A 13,491-nucleotide genomic window follows, 5' to 3' on the forward strand; every position below is an offset into this window, starting at 1 on the left:
CTACGACCCGGAGCCCGGGGAGCCCGGATGTTCGGTGACCACCTGGCGCGCGACGTCGAACCGCTTCAGGCGCTCCAGGACGGCCTCGGCGGTCGGCTCCCGCATCTCGTCCACGAGGCGGCCGTCACCGAGGAAGAGGACCAGGTCGGCGTGGGCGGCGGCGCCCGGGTCGTGGGTCACCATGACCACGGTCTGGCCCAGCTCGTCGACCGCCTGGCGCAGGAATCCGAGCACTTCGAGCCCGGCCCGCGAGTCCAGGTTCCCCGTCGGCTCGTCCGCGAAGATCAGCTCGGGGCGCGCGGCGAGCGCCCGCGCGCACGCGACGCGCTGCTGCTGCCCGCCGGACAGCTGAGCGGGGCGGTGCTTCAGCCGGTCCCGCAGGCCGAGCGTGTCGACGACCTGCTCCAGCCACTTGGGGTCCGGTGACTTGCCCGCGATGTCCATCGGCAGCGTGATGTTCTCCGCCGCGTTCAGCGTCGGGATCAGGTTGAAGGACTGGAACATAAAGCCCACCCGGTCGCGCCGCAGCCGCGTCAGGTCGCGCTCCTTCAGGCCCGTGATCTCCGTCTCGCCCAGCCACACCTGTCCCGCCGAGACCGTGTCGAGGCCCGCCAGGCAGTGCATCAGCGTGGACTTGCCCGAGCCCGAAGGGCCCATCACCGCCGTGAACCGGCCGCTCGCGATGTCCACGTCCACCGCGTCGAGAGCGAGCACCTGCGTCTCGCCCGAGCCGTACGCCTTCGTCAGGCCCCTGGCCCGCGCGGCAACGGCGGCCTCCTTGACCACACCCGTTCCCCCCACCCCAACTCCCTTACTCCGTAAGCCAGTTGTGCTTCGGACCGCAAGGCTCGACATCGGATCCGAGAATAGCCGCTCGCACTGACAACGAGCCTCGACGGACGATCGATCGTCCGCACCTTGCCGCTGCTAGCACAATGGCGCTAGCGTAGAGATATGGCCAAGACGCAGCTGAACGTCAGGGTGGAAGAGGGCACCGCCCGCACCGCCCGTGAGCGCGCGCTCGCCCAAGGGGTGAGCGTGAACCGGTACATCGAGGATCTGGTGCGGCGTGACGCGGGCGAGCAGGGGCGGACGTTTGTCGACGCCGCCGCCGACTTCATGAAGCAGTACGAGTCGGTGTTCGCCGAGGAGTTCGGCGCGGACATCGAAGGTCGGCGTCGTCCCGTTGAGTGAGCCGCCACAGTCGTCGCGGCCGTCACCGTCACCGCATCTCTCCATCGACCTCGCCTGGCTGCTGATGGTCGCGGAGCGGAAGACCCCTGGCGATCCGCAGGTCACCGACTGGGGAGCCCTCGTGGGTGCCGTCGCCCGGCATCGGGCCGCGATATTCGACGTGCCGGTCTACGACTCGCCGCATGCGCGCGCCGCATCGCTCCTCCAACTCCTCATCCACGTACCGGCGTTGGAGCGCTCGAACGCGATGTACGCGACGGCCGTCGCCTACGCGTACCTCGTCGCCAGCGGGCTGAAGATCGTCACGTCGCCGGAGCAGATCCGCGATCTGGCGCGCCTGGTGAAGACGGGTACGGCGACGGTCGACGACATCGAGAAGGAACTCCGCACCTGGTGCTTGTGAGGCTTAGCCGCCCCTCGGCGGGGCTCGATAGTGCCGCGCCGCCTTGGGCAATCTGCCGCCTTGGGCGGCAGGGTGGGCAAGGCGGCACCCCGGTGCCGCGCAACGAAACCCCTGGCCCCGGCCCCGGCTCGACCACAACGACCCCGGCTAGGTCAAACGTGCCCCTCCCACACCCCGCCCAACGACGGCGCCAGCCACCGCCGCGCTCCCGCCCGGAACTCCCCGGAGGGCAGTGCCCCGGCCCCCGCCGGCACCGCGCCCAGCAGCTCCGCCTCCGCCGCCACCGGCAGATCCGCCACATTGCAGCGTTCCGCGAGCCCCGGGTCGCGGGGCCAGCTGCCGATGACGACGCCCGCCTGGTGGAGGCCACGCGCGCGTAGGGCCTCACCCGTCAACTGCACGGAGTTCAACGTCCCGAGCCCCGCCGCCGCGACCACGAGCACCGGCGCCCCGAGCAGCCCCGCCACATCCGCCAGCGTCGCGCCCTCCTCGTCGAAGCGCACGAGCAGCCCGCCCGCGCCCTCCACCAGCACGAGGTCGTGCGACGCCTCCAACTTCCCCACGGCTTCGGCGACTTGCCACGGCCGCACCGGCGCGAGACCGGCCCGCGCCGCAGCCGTACCCGGCGCGAGCGGCTCCGGATACCGCGCCAGCTCGACCCCCGTCACGGCGTCCCCGGCGAGCCGCAGCACCTCGTCCACGTCTCCCGGCTCCCCGGGCGCGACGCCCGTCTGCGCCGGTTTGAGCACGGCCACCGAGCGCCCGGCCCGCGCCGCGACGGCCGCGAGCGCGGCCGTCGTCACGGTCTTGCCCACGTCGGTCCCGGTCCCGGTCACCACCAGCACACCCATCTCGGCCCTCACCCTTCCCGTGTCGCGGCGGCAGCGACCGCGCACACCGCGCGACCGATCCGTGCCACGTCCTCGTCGCTCGTGACGTACGGCGGCATCGTGTAGACGAGGTCCCGGAACGGCCGCAGCCACACACCCTCCGCGACCGCCGCCCGCGTCGCCGCGGCCATGTCGATCTCACGGTCGAGCTGGACGACACCGATGGCGCCCAGGACGCGTACATCCCGAACTCCGGTCATCTCGCGCATCTCTGACAGAGCATCACTCAGCCCCGCTTCGATCCGCTTCACCTCACCGCGCCAGTCCTGCTCAAGCAGCAGATCGATCGACGCGCACGCGACCGCCGACGCCAGCGGGTTTCCCATGAACGTCGGCCCGTGCGCGAGCACCGGCACCTCGCCCCGCGAGATCCCCTCGGCGACCCGCGGCGTGCACAACGTCGCCGCCATCGTCAGATAGCCACCGGTCAACGCCTTCCCGACACACATCACATCGGGCGACACCCCCGCGTGCCCGGCCGCGAACAGCTCCCCGGTCCGCCCGAACCCCGTGGCGATCTCGTCGAACACCAGCAGCACATCATGCGCGTCGCAGGCCTCCCGGAGCACCCGCAGATACGCGGGGGAGTGGAACCGCATCCCGCCCGCGCCCTGCACCACCGGCTCCACGATCACGGCCGCCACCTCGTGCGCGTGCCGGCCGATCGCCTCCCGCAGCTGTTCCGCGTACGACTCCTCGTACGCGTCGAAGCCGCTCGGCGGCTCGTCAACGAAGATCTGCTCCTGGAGGACACCCGCCCACAGGCCGTGCATCCCGCCCTCCGGGTCGCACACGGACATCGGCTGCCAGGTGTCACCGTGGTAACCGCCGCGCCATGTCAGCATGCGCCGTTTCTCGGGCCGGCCCAGGGAGCGCCAGTACTGCAGACACATCTTCAGGGCGACCTCGACCGACACGGACCCCGAGTCCGCGAGGAAGACGTGCTCCAGGCCCTCCGGCGACATGTCGACAAGGCGTTCCACGAGCCGTACCGCCGGCTCGTGGGTCAGGCCGCCGAACATCACGTGGCTCATCCGCCCCAACTGGCCGCGCGCCGCCTCGTCGAGCACCGGGTGGCCATAGCCGTGGATCGCCGACCACCATGACGACATGCCGTCCACCAGCTCGCCGTGCCCCGCGACCCGCAGCCGCGCCCCGGCCGCCGACTCGACGACCAGGGGCTGCTGCGTGCCGGGCATCGGACCGTACGGGTGCCAGACGTGGCGCCGGTCCAGGTCGAGCAGTTCGGCCACGTTCAGCTCAGGCATTGGGCGCCAGATCCGTCCCCGCGCCGCGGCGGCGTACGGCGACGAGATCGGTCCGTGCCTCCCCGGCCTCGGTGGCGGCCTCGGTCCCGGTCTCCGCTGAAGGGGCGCAGGTCGAACCGCAGCCACCCACCGCCCGGTGCTCCGGCAGCGTCACCTGCTCCGTGCCCTCCACCTCGAACCCGGCGTCCGCGATCATGTCCAGGTCGGTCTTTCCCGCCTGGCCCTCGCTCGTCAAGTAGTCGCCCAGGAAAATGGAGTTGGCGATGTGCAGGGCGAGCGGCTGCATCGACCGCAGGTGCACCTCGCGGCCGCCCGCGATCCGCACCTCCACGTCCGGGCACACGAACCGCACCATGGCCAGGATCCGCAGACACCGCTGCGGTGTCAGGTTCCACTCCTTGGCCAGCGGTGTCCCCTCGAACGGGATCAGGAAGTTCACCGGCACCGAGTCAGGGTCGAGTTCGCGCAGCCCGTAGACGACGTCGACCAGGTCCTCGTCGCGCTCGCCCATGCCCGCGATCAGGCCGGAGCAGGCGGAAAGGCCCGCCTCGTGCGCCTTCTTCACGGTGTCGACGCGGTCCGCGTACGTGTGCGTCGTGGTGATGTCGCCGTACGTCGCCTCGGAGGTGTTGAGGTTGTGGTTGTACGCGTCGGCACCCGCGCCGTGCAGCCGCTCCGCCTGCCCGTCGTTCAGCAGACCGAGGCAGGCGCACACCTCCACGCCCTCGTTCTCGGTCTTGATCGCGTCGATGGTCCGCGCGACCCGGTCCACGTCCTTGTCCGTCGGCCCGCGCCCGCTCGCCACCAGGCACACCCGCTTTGCGCCGCCCGCGATCCCGGCGGCCGCTGCCTTGGAGGCCTCATCGGGCTTCAGCCACGTGTACTTGAGGATCTCCGCCTTCGAACCGAGGCGTTGCGAGCAGTATAAGCAGTCCTCCGGGCACAGACCCGACTTGAGGTTCACCAGATAGTTGAGTTTCACCCGCCGCCCGAACCATTGGCGGCGCACCTTGCCGGCCGCGGCCACCACGTCGAGCAGTTCGTCGTCCGACGTCGCGAGCACCGCGAGCGCCTCTTCACGGCTCGGCAGTTCGCGCCGAAGCCCCTTGTCCACCAGCGTGTTCAGCAGGTCCATGGGCCCTGATCCTTACCTATCCCGTAGCCCCGGGGAAAGGAGACTCTCTACAAAGGACGGCGTACGTCGTGTGGGTATTGCCACATCCTGCCCGAGTGGCGCGGGCGCTAGTGTCTGTGCATTACCTACAAAGCAGCGCTCAACCAAAGCGGCGCCCAACGCATCGCTCAATGCGCCGCTCACCCATTGCCGGACTCGCAGAGGGACTCATGCCCACGCCCCACACACCCGCGTTCGGCTGGATCGGCGCACAGCGGCGCGCCCGCGAGGCCGCGGGACTCGTCCGTACGCTGCGCCCGCGCCCGGCGGGCAGCCCGGTGCTCGACCTCGCGAGCAACGACTACCTGGGGCTCGCCCGGCACCCCGAGGTCGTCGAGGGTGCGGCCGGGGCCGCGCGCCGGTGGGGTGGTGGGGCCACCGGGTCCCGCCTGGTGACGGGCAGCACCGAACTGCACGCTCAACTGGAGCGCGAACTGGCCGAGTTCTGCGGCTTCGAGGCGGCCCTCGTGTTCTCCTCCGGATACGCGGCGAACCTCGCGGCTGTCACGGCCCTCGCCCCAGACGCCTCACTGATCGTGTCGGACGCGGGCAACCACGCCTCGCTGATCGACGGCTGCCGCCTCGCCCGCGGGGTTACCCAAGTGGCCCCGCACGCGGACCCTGAAGCCGTCCGCAAGGCACTCGGCACGCATGAAGGGTCGGCCGTCGTCGTCACCGACTCGGTCTTCTCGGTCGACGGCGACCGGGCCCCGATCGCCGAACTGGCGCGTGCGGCAAGGGAGTTCGGGTCCGGTCTGATCATCGACGACGCGCACGGGCTCGGCGTCGTCGGCCCCGGCGGGCGGGGCGTCCCCTACGCGGAGGGCCTCGCGGGCGCCGCGGACACGGTCACCACCGTCACCCTCTCCAAGTCCCTCGGCAGTCAGGGCGGCGCGGTGCTCGGCCCGGCCCACGTCATCGACCACCTCGTCAACGCGGCCCGCACCTTCATCTTCGACACGGGCCTCGCCCCGGCCGCGTGCGGATCGGCCCTCGCGGCACTACGGCTCCTGCGCCGCGAGCCCGAACGCGCGGCGCGGTCGCGGGACATGGCGACCTCCCTGCATCAACTCCTGCGGCAGGAAGGGCTGTTGGCCGTACGCCCTGACGCCGCGGTCGTCTCCGTGCGCGCCCCCTCGCCCGACGCGGCGGTCCGCTGGGCCGCGGACTGCCGGGACGCCGGGCTCTCGGTGGGGTGCTTCAGGCCGCCGTCCGTGCCCGACGGTATCGCGCGGCTGCGGCTGACCGCCCGCGCCGACCTCACGGTGACCGAAGTCGACCGGGCCGTACGGGTGATCAGCCGCACCGCACCCAACGGGGCGGCTACCGCAGGGATGTGACGAATGCCCGCCATGTCGCGGACGTGAACAGGAGCGCGGGCCCCGTCATGCGCTTGGAGTCGCGGACGGCCAGCAGTTCGGCCGTCGCGCCCGTCCCCAGCGGGGCTGTCTCCACACAGTTGTTGGCGCCCGTGCTGCGGCTGCTGCGCCGCCATCGGACACCGTTCAACGACGTGCTGCGGGCAATGGCCATGATGCCTCCTCACGCGGTGCCGGCGCACGACGAGGTGTCGGCGTCCTCGCTTACCCGGCAATCGCTGCGATGAATTCCAGTGAATCCTCGGGTGACCTGGCGTGGAGCAGAAGAGCGTCGAAGGCGTCCGTGTACGCCTTGAGGTCTTCTTTCCGTTCCAGGTAGAGGCTACTCGTCAAATGGTCGAGAACAACCACATCCAGATCAGATGTGTTCGGAAAAGAGAACACAACGAAAGGTCCCGTCAAGCCGATATGGCCTCCGGACGAGAACGGAAGCACATGGATCCGGACATGGGGCATTGATGCCGCCTCGGCCAGATGCGCCAACTGCCGCCGCAGCACTCCGTTCCCGCCCACCTCGCGTCGCAGCACCGCCTCGTCGAGCACGGCGGTGAGCCGCAGCGGCGGCTCGGCGCGCAGCACGTCCTGCCGCGCGAGCCGCACATCCACCAGCGCGTTGATGTGCCGGTCCGGCGCACCGTTCAATACCGAACGTGTCACCGCGTGCGCGTACTCGGGAGTTTGCAGCAGCCCCGGCACGACGCTCGTCTCCAGGGTCCTGATGCGGCACGCCTGGGACTCCAGGCTGATGAAATCGCGGTACGCGGGCGGCAGCAGGCTCCGGTACGCGTGCCACCAGTGCTGCCCGCCGCCGCCCGCCTCGTCTCCGCCGGCCAGCGCGACCACCAGCTCGCGGAGTCGGGGATCGCGGGCCTCGAAGGCGTCGAGCAGCCGCAGCACGTCCGCAGGCTTCACGCCGCTGCGCCCTGTTTCGATCCTGCTCACCTTCGACTGGTGCCAGCCGACGAGCCTGGCCGCCTCTCCGCTCGTCAGGCCGGCCCGGACGCGCAGCGTCCGCAATTCGGCACCGAGCTTGCGGCGGCGTACCGCGGGACCGTATTTCATGGAGGACTCCTCGGGCTCCTCGCGCCACCCGGCCGGACTCCCTCCCGGCCCGCACGGGACGCATATCTGAGCCGACGGTAGAGGACACAGCGGCCCTCGGCCCAAATGCACTCCACCGTCCCAGAGTTCACCGCATCGAGCGACAGATATATGCATATCTTGGGGGATCGGCACCACGGGGGGACGTCCAAGTGGCAATCTGGCGCGAAGCAGTTGCCGGGGGCCGTACGCGAGCGATCCGTGCGGCCGGACGAGCCACCTCGGCGGGAAAGGGACACGTCGCCATGGCAGATCACCAGGAAGCATCCGTCACCCTGCCGAGCGATCCCGCCTCGGTCTCCGCCGCCCGCAGGTATGTCGCCACCATCCTCGGGGAGTGGGGCATGGCGTCGGGCACCGACGCGGCGGACGCCATCCGCTTGATCGTCTCCGAGCTCGCGACGAACGCGGTGCAGCACACACGCGGGCAGTCACCCACGTTCACCGTCGACATGGAGCTGGAGCGTGACGAGCAGCTGCGCATCGGCGTCACGGACAGTCACCCCCGCTATCCGAAGCGGCTGCCTGCCGCGGTCCAGCAGGACAACGGCAGGGGCATGGTCATCATCCGCTGTCTCACCGCGGAGTGCGGCGGCACGCTGACCGTGCGACCGACTCCCGAGGGGGGCAAGACGGTGTTGATCACGCTGCCCTGGGTGGCCCCGGTCAGCCGTCCCGCCTGAGGATCGCTCGCCGCAGCAGCCACGGCAGCAGCCCCCACAGACCCGCACAGACGCAGAACGTCCCGACGCCGGCCGCGATCCCGCCGCCCCTGCCGACCGTCACATCGACCACGAGCAGCACGGACCCGCTCAGCGCCAGCACCAGCACCACCATCCCGTACGCGGCGAGCCGCGCGGACACCGTCACGATCAGCCGCTTCGCGCCCAGCTGGAACAGCATCCGGTGCACCGCGGCCGGCGCCGTGAACAGCGCGGCCGCGATGACCGTGAGGAGCAACGTCGTGACATACGTGGCCCGTTGGACGGTGTCGAGCTCGGGAAAGCGCGAGGTGAACGCGAGGGTCAACAAGAACGCGAACAGGAACTGCACGCCGGTCTGGATGACCCGGAGCTCCTGAAGGAGTTCTCCGAAGTTCCGGTCGGCGCGCTCCAACGGCGTCTCGTTGCGCTCGTCCATCGCCTACGAGTATCCGCTCGCGGCACGCTCAAGCGCGAGCGCGGCGGCTCACCGCACCCGGCCGTACAGCACGCTGTTCGTCCAGATCCGCTCAAGGCGCACCTTGGCTCCGGTCTTCGGGGAGTGCCAGATACGGCCCTTTCCGGCGTAGATGCCGACGTGGTAGATGCTTCGGCCGGAGCGGAAGAACACCAGGTCACCGCGGGTGCGATGGGACCTTGAGATGTGCTTGGTCCTGTTGTACTGCTGGGCCGCGGTACGGGGCAGCTTCTTGCCCGCCCGCTTGAACGAGTAGAGCGTGAGGCCCGAGCAGTCGAACCGGTGCGGCCCGGCGGCGCCCCACTTGTACGGCGCACCCTTCTTGGACGCGGCGACGTGCAGTGCCTTGACGGATGCCGTGGCCGCTGATGCGTCGGAAGCGGCGCCGGGGACAGTGAGCCCCGCGCCGGCGACGGCGATGGTGAGGGCGGAAGCGGTACCCGCCCGGGTCAGCAGCGACGGAACACGATTCAGCGCAGTCATGCGCAACCCTTCGTCAACCGCCTGTGAAGGATGACCTGTCGGGTTCGGGCCGGCGAAGTTGCCCGGCCGCATGCTGCGGCTTCACCCCAAGGACCGTCCGGCGCGGCCTCTGGCGAGGCGCGGCGGGGGCCCGTCGTGCTCGGGTCCTCCACTCCTGCCGATGCACTCCTGTCGACCTGGCATCCGCACGGCGGCAGGACTCGGCGTCCGTGCGGACCGCCCCGCCGCGGTGGCGGGGGCTTGTCGTCGCAACGGATCTTCACGCACGGCGGGGGCGAAAACCGGGGTGAACCGGCGGTAAGTGAGTCTCGTCACCCTTGGCCCGTTCGGGTGGACGGTGCGGCTTTCGTCCCCGCCCGCCGAGCACCGACGAGCCCCGCACCAGCGGCGGAACGTCGAATTCCGGCAACGGACTACGGCGCGTACGCAACTTTGGCGGGCTCATGTGCGTACCGGAGGATGGGCCGTACGGGGTACCCCGTACGGGTCGTTTGGGTTGCGGCGTGGTGGTTCGGGAAGTTCGGTGAGCGGTCCGTGACGTCAACCGACCGTTTCTGACGGCAACGTGACCCGATTGGTGCGCCGCTCCCCGTCCAGGACGCGCAGTGCCCGCGCGAGCGTGCTCGCGTGCACCCGGCTCTCGCCCCTCTGGTGCATCAGGTTCAGCGCGTCCCGCAGCTCGACCGCCCGGCTCACCAGCGCCTGCGCCGCGCGCAGTCCGCTGTAGGTGTCATCGCCCCGGGCCGGGTTGATCCGCGCGATGAGGTCGACCACCTCCAGATAGCGGTCCACGAGCTCGCACTCGGCGCGGGTCATCGCGGGCAGCGGCGGGAGCTCGGGCGGATACATCGGCCGATCACCTCGCGCCGGGGGAGCGCAGCGTGGTGGTCCGGCTCTCCACGACGTGGTCCACCAGGCCGTATTCGAGGGCCTGTTGGGCCGTCAGTACGGTGTCCCGCTCGATGTCCGCGCCGACCTGTTCCTTGGAGCGCCCGCTGTGCTCGGCGAGCAGCTCCTCCAACTGGTCGCGCATGCGCGTGAGTTCGCTCGCGTAGATCTCCAGGTCGCTCGGCTGCCCCTGGGCCGGCTCGGGCAGCGAGGGCTGGTCGATCACCACGCGCGCGCCGGGCAGCGTCATCCGCTTCCCCGGCGCCCCCGCCGCGAGCAGCACCGCGGCCACGGACGAGCACTGCCCCAGACACGTCGTCGCCACGTCGCAACTGACGTACTGCATCGTGTCGTAGAGCGCGGTCATCGCGCTGAACGAGCCGCCCGGGGAGTTGATGTACAGGGAGATGTCCTGGTCGGGCGCCTGGTACTCGAGGTGCATGAACTGCGCCATCACATCGTTCGCCGAGACGTCGTCGATCGGCGTGCCGAGGAAGACGATGCGCTCTTCCAGGAGCTTCGAATACGGGTCGAGGGTGCGGCTACCCGAGCTGGTGCGCTCGGTGAACTCGGGCAGGACGTAGCGGCCGGACGGACGGGTCATGGTGCCTCCTCCTCTGGACCTGCGAAAACGCTGTACCGGTAAAAATGTACAGGACGTACATGACGTACGATGAGGAGCATGGCCTATGAGATTCCGGTGACGCAAGCCAGGGCTGAGCTCGCCGACCTGATCAACCGCGTCGTGTACGGCAGCGAGCGCGTGGTCGTCACCCGGCACGGCAAGCCGCTCGTCGCCCTGGTCTCGGCCGCCGACCTGGAGCGACTCGAGGCGATGGGGGTCCACGCCGGAGATGTCGCGGATGAACCGGTGGTCACGTCCGTGTCACGAATTGGTACGGCGGCGTCCGCTCCGGGCGAACAGCAAAGGTTCGGTATTGCCGCCGAGCATCGCGGCCCCGAGCTGAGGTAGCGCGGTCGACGTTCAGCAATAAGACGGTCAAGCGTCGGTTAACGCCGTTGAAACTCCGCTGAATTAGCCTCCAACTCCAGGTCATCGGCCGCTTTTCGCGGCAGGGTCCGCACGGATGAGCGCCTTTGTTGTGTGTTACATCTAGACCCGTCGCGGTGGCCGCGGCAGCCGGGCCCGCACGGTCCGGCATGAAGGACTTGTGAGGTGGATCGTGCATTTGACCCCGCACGAGCAGGAGAGACTGCTCATCCATGTGGCATCCGACGTCGCCGAGAAGCGTCGGGCCCGGGGTCTGAAACTGAATCACCCCGAGGCGGTCGCACTGATCACCTCGCACATTCTCGAAGGCGCCCGGGACGGGCGCACCGTCGCCGAACTCATGGCCTCCGGACGCAAGTTGCTCACCCGTGACGACGTCATGGACGGCATCTCCGAGATGATCCACGACGTGCAGGTCGAGGCGACCTTCCCGGACGGCACCAAGCTCGTGACCGTCCACGAGCCGATCGTCTGACGGGGGAGCGGCAGTCATGATTCCCGGAGAAATACTCTTCGCCGACGAGCCGGTCGCATACAACGAGGGCCGCGACGTCACACGTATGACGGTGCTCAACGCCGCCGACCGTCCCATCCAGGTGGGCTCCCACTACCACTTCTACGAGGCCAACCCCGGCCTCGACTTCGACCGCGCCGCCGCCCGCGGCAAGCGGCTGAACATAGCCGCGGGCACCGCCGTACGCTTCGAGCCCGGCATCCCCGTCGACGTCGAACTCGTACCCCTCGCAGGCAATCGCATCGTCACCGGCCTGCGCGGCGAGACCGGAGGTGCCCTCGATGCCTGAGCTGTCCCGCGCCGCGTACGCCGATCTGTTCGGCCCCACCACCGGCGACCGCATCCGGCTCGCCGACACCGACCTGCTCGTCGAGATCGAGGAGGATCGCTCCGGCGGACCCGGCCTCTCCGGCGACGAATCCGTCTTCGGCGGCGGCAAGGTCATCCGCGAGTCCATGGGCCAGTCACGGGCCACACGCGCCGACGGCACCCCGGACACGGTCATCACCGGCGCCGTGATCATCGACCACTGGGGCGTCGTCAAGGCCGACATCGGCATCCGCGACGGCCGCATCACGGCGATCGGCAAGTCCGGCAACCCGGACACCATGTACGGCGTCCACCCCGACCTCGTCCTCGGCCCCGACACCGAAGTCATCGCGGGCAACGGCAAGATCGTCACCGCCGGCGGCATCGACACCCACGTCCACTTCATCTCGCCGACCCAGTTCGACGAGGCCCTCGCCTCCGGCGTCACCACGCTGGTCGGCGGCGGCACGGGCCCCGCGGAGGGCTCCAAGGCGACGACCATCACCCCCGGCTCCTGGCACCTCGCCCGGATGTTCGCGGCGATGGAGAGCAGCCCGGTCAACATCGGCTTCCTCGGCAAGGGCAACACCATGTCGAAGGAGTCCATGCGCGCCCAACTGCGCGGCGGCGCCGTCGGCTTCAAGATCCACGAGGACTGGGGCGCGACACCGGCCGTGATCGACGCCTGTCTCGACGTCTGTGACGAGTCCGGCGTCCAACTCGCCATCCACTCCGACACGTTGAACGAGTCCGGCTTCGTCCAGGACACCTTCGACGCGGTCGCGGGGCGCACGCTGCACGCGTTCCACGTCGAGGGCGCGGGCGGCGGGCACGCGCCCGACATGATCACCGCGGTGTCGCTGCCCAACATGCTGCCGTCGTCCACCAACCCGACGCGGCCGCACACCGTCAACACCGTCGAGGAACACCTCGACATGCTGATGGTCTGCCACCACCTCAACCCGGCGGTGCCCGAGGACCTGGCCTTCGCCGAGTCCCGCATCCGGCCCACCACCATCGCGGCCGAGGACATCCTGCACGACCTCGGCGCCATCTCGATCATGTCCTCGGACTCGCAGGCCATGGGCCGCGTCGGCGAGGTCATCATGCGGACCTGGCAGACCGCGCACGTCATGAAGCGACGCCGCGGCTTCCTGCCCGGCGACACCCGCGCCGACAACGCCCGCGCCCGCCGCTACGTCGCCAAGTACACGATCAACGCGGCCGTTTCGCAGGGCATCGACCACGAGGTCGGCTCCGTGGAGCCCGGCAAGCTCGCCGACCTGGTGCTCTGGGACCCGAAGTTCTTCGGCGCGAAGCCCCAACTCGTCGTCAAGGGCGGGCAGATCGCGTATGCGCAGATGGGCGACGCCAACGGGTCCATCCCCACGCCGCAGCCGATGCTGCCGCGCCCGATGTACGGCGCGTACGGCAGGGCGCCCCAGTCCAACTCGGTGAACTTCACGAGCGAGTGGGCGATCGAGGACGGGCTGCCGGAGCGGCTCGGGCTCGGCCGGTCGTTCGTGCCGATCCACTCCACCCGCGGTCGCGGCAAGTCCGACATGCTCAACAACGACGCCCTGCCGCGCGTCGAGGTCGCCGCCGACTCGTTCGCCGTGACCATCGACGGCGAGCTCGTCGAGCCCGCCCCGGCCGCCGAACTGCCGCTCGCGCAGCGGTACTTCCTGTTCTGATGC

Annotated in this window: 18 protein-coding genes; 8 read left to right on the plus strand and 10 right to left on the minus strand. The window is 70.0% G+C overall.

Annotated elements, in window-relative coordinates; all coding sequences use genetic code 11:
* On the minus strand, positions 1–801 hold the full coding sequence (locus ACWD2L_RS20090) for an ABC transporter ATP-binding protein (protein WP_451190384.1): 801 nt from the start codon (positions 799–801) through the stop codon (positions 1–3).
* Between the two features lie 153 nt (positions 802–954).
* Between ACWD2L_RS20090 and ACWD2L_RS20095 the strand changes: the two genes are divergently transcribed.
* On the plus strand, positions 955–1,194 hold the full coding sequence (locus ACWD2L_RS20095; RefSeq protein WP_351331132.1) for a toxin-antitoxin system HicB family antitoxin: 240 nt from the start codon (positions 955–957) through the stop codon (positions 1,192–1,194).
* Between the two features lie 64 nt (positions 1,195–1,258).
* Positions 1,259–1,597, plus strand: coding sequence for a fic family toxin-antitoxin system, toxin component (locus ACWD2L_RS20100; RefSeq protein ID WP_351331178.1), 339 nt, complete (start codon positions 1,259–1,261; stop codon positions 1,595–1,597).
* A 152-nt stretch (positions 1,598–1,749) separates the two neighbouring features.
* On the opposite strand, the gene bioD is transcribed toward ACWD2L_RS20100, so the two are convergent.
* From bioD to bioB, 3 genes are read right to left on the minus strand one after another with little or no spacing between them, the layout of a single operon-like run.
* Positions 1,750–2,448 carry a dethiobiotin synthase gene (bioD, locus tag ACWD2L_RS20105; protein WP_351331131.1) on the minus strand — a complete coding sequence of 233 codons (699 nt, stop codon included), beginning with the start codon at positions 2,446–2,448 and terminating at the stop codon, positions 1,750–1,752.
* Between the two features lie 8 nt (positions 2,449–2,456).
* A complete protein-coding gene (locus tag ACWD2L_RS20110; protein WP_351331130.1) occupies positions 2,457–3,755 on the minus strand; it encodes an adenosylmethionine--8-amino-7-oxononanoate transaminase in 1,299 nt (432 codons plus the stop codon).
* Positions 3,748–4,890, minus strand: coding sequence for a biotin synthase BioB (gene bioB / locus ACWD2L_RS20115; protein WP_351331129.1), 1,143 nt, complete (start codon positions 4,888–4,890; stop codon positions 3,748–3,750). The genes ACWD2L_RS20110 and bioB overlap by 8 nt, the downstream gene beginning before the upstream one ends.
* Positions 4,891–5,099: 209 nt before the next feature.
* Between bioB and ACWD2L_RS20120 the strand changes: the two genes are divergently transcribed.
* A complete protein-coding gene (locus tag ACWD2L_RS20120) occupies positions 5,100–6,269 on the plus strand; it encodes an 8-amino-7-oxononanoate synthase (protein WP_351331128.1) in 1,170 nt (389 codons plus the stop codon).
* On the opposite strand, the gene ACWD2L_RS20125 is transcribed toward ACWD2L_RS20120, so the two are convergent.
* Together ACWD2L_RS20125 and ACWD2L_RS20130 are read right to left on the minus strand one after the other, a co-directional pair.
* Positions 6,253–6,462 (minus strand): DUF397 domain-containing protein, encoded by a 210-nt coding sequence (locus ACWD2L_RS20125; protein ID WP_351331127.1) that lies wholly within the window; start codon positions 6,460–6,462, stop codon positions 6,253–6,255. The genes ACWD2L_RS20120 and ACWD2L_RS20125 overlap by 17 nt on opposite strands.
* Positions 6,463–6,512: 50 nt before the next feature.
* On the minus strand, positions 6,513–7,370 hold the full coding sequence (locus ACWD2L_RS20130) for a helix-turn-helix domain-containing protein (protein WP_351331126.1): 858 nt from the start codon (positions 7,368–7,370) through the stop codon (positions 6,513–6,515).
* 284 nt (positions 7,371–7,654) lie between these two features.
* Between ACWD2L_RS20130 and ACWD2L_RS20135 the strand changes: the two genes are divergently transcribed.
* Positions 7,655–8,092 carry an ATP-binding protein gene (locus tag ACWD2L_RS20135; protein ID WP_351331125.1) on the plus strand — a complete coding sequence of 146 codons (438 nt, stop codon included), beginning with the start codon at positions 7,655–7,657 and terminating at the stop codon, positions 8,090–8,092.
* Here the strand turns inward: ACWD2L_RS20135 and ACWD2L_RS20140 are convergent.
* The 4 genes from ACWD2L_RS20140 to ACWD2L_RS20155 all read right to left on the minus strand — a co-directional run bounded on the left by ACWD2L_RS20140 (position 8,076) and on the right by ACWD2L_RS20155 (position 10,563).
* A complete protein-coding gene (locus tag ACWD2L_RS20140; RefSeq protein ID WP_351331124.1) occupies positions 8,076–8,549 on the minus strand; it encodes a DUF6328 family protein in 474 nt (157 codons plus the stop codon). The genes ACWD2L_RS20135 and ACWD2L_RS20140 overlap by 17 nt on opposite strands.
* A gap of 48 nt (positions 8,550–8,597) precedes the next feature.
* Positions 8,598–9,071, minus strand: a complete 474-nt coding sequence (locus ACWD2L_RS20145; RefSeq protein ID WP_351331123.1) for a C40 family peptidase — start codon at positions 9,069–9,071, stop codon at positions 8,598–8,600.
* A 540-nt stretch (positions 9,072–9,611) separates the two neighbouring features.
* A complete protein-coding gene (locus tag ACWD2L_RS20150; protein WP_351331122.1) occupies positions 9,612–9,920 on the minus strand; it encodes a hypothetical protein in 309 nt (102 codons plus the stop codon).
* Between the two features lie 7 nt (positions 9,921–9,927).
* Entirely contained in the window at positions 9,928–10,563 is a 636-nt protein-coding gene (locus ACWD2L_RS20155; RefSeq protein WP_351331121.1) for an ATP-dependent Clp protease proteolytic subunit, read from the minus strand.
* Between the two features lie 78 nt (positions 10,564–10,641).
* Between ACWD2L_RS20155 and ACWD2L_RS20160 the strand changes: the two genes are divergently transcribed.
* From ACWD2L_RS20160 to ACWD2L_RS20175, 4 genes are all read left to right on the plus strand, one after another.
* On the plus strand, positions 10,642–10,932 hold the full coding sequence (locus tag ACWD2L_RS20160) for a type II toxin-antitoxin system Phd/YefM family antitoxin (RefSeq protein WP_351331120.1): 291 nt from the start codon (positions 10,642–10,644) through the stop codon (positions 10,930–10,932).
* 211 nt (positions 10,933–11,143) lie between these two features.
* Positions 11,144–11,446 (plus strand): urease subunit gamma, encoded by a 303-nt coding sequence (locus ACWD2L_RS20165; RefSeq protein WP_351331119.1) that lies wholly within the window; start codon positions 11,144–11,146, stop codon positions 11,444–11,446.
* A 16-nt stretch (positions 11,447–11,462) separates the two neighbouring features.
* Positions 11,463–11,774: an urease subunit beta gene (locus ACWD2L_RS20170; RefSeq protein WP_351331118.1), complete on the plus strand. Its 312-nt coding sequence runs from the start codon at positions 11,463–11,465 to the stop codon at positions 11,772–11,774.
* Entirely contained in the window at positions 11,767–13,488 is a 1,722-nt protein-coding gene (locus tag ACWD2L_RS20175; protein WP_351331117.1) for an urease subunit alpha, read from the plus strand. The genes ACWD2L_RS20170 and ACWD2L_RS20175 overlap by 8 nt, the downstream gene beginning before the upstream one ends.
* The last annotated feature ends 3 nt before the right edge of the window (positions 13,489–13,491 follow it).

This window comes from Streptomyces sp. NPDC002754 (assembly GCF_053592315.1).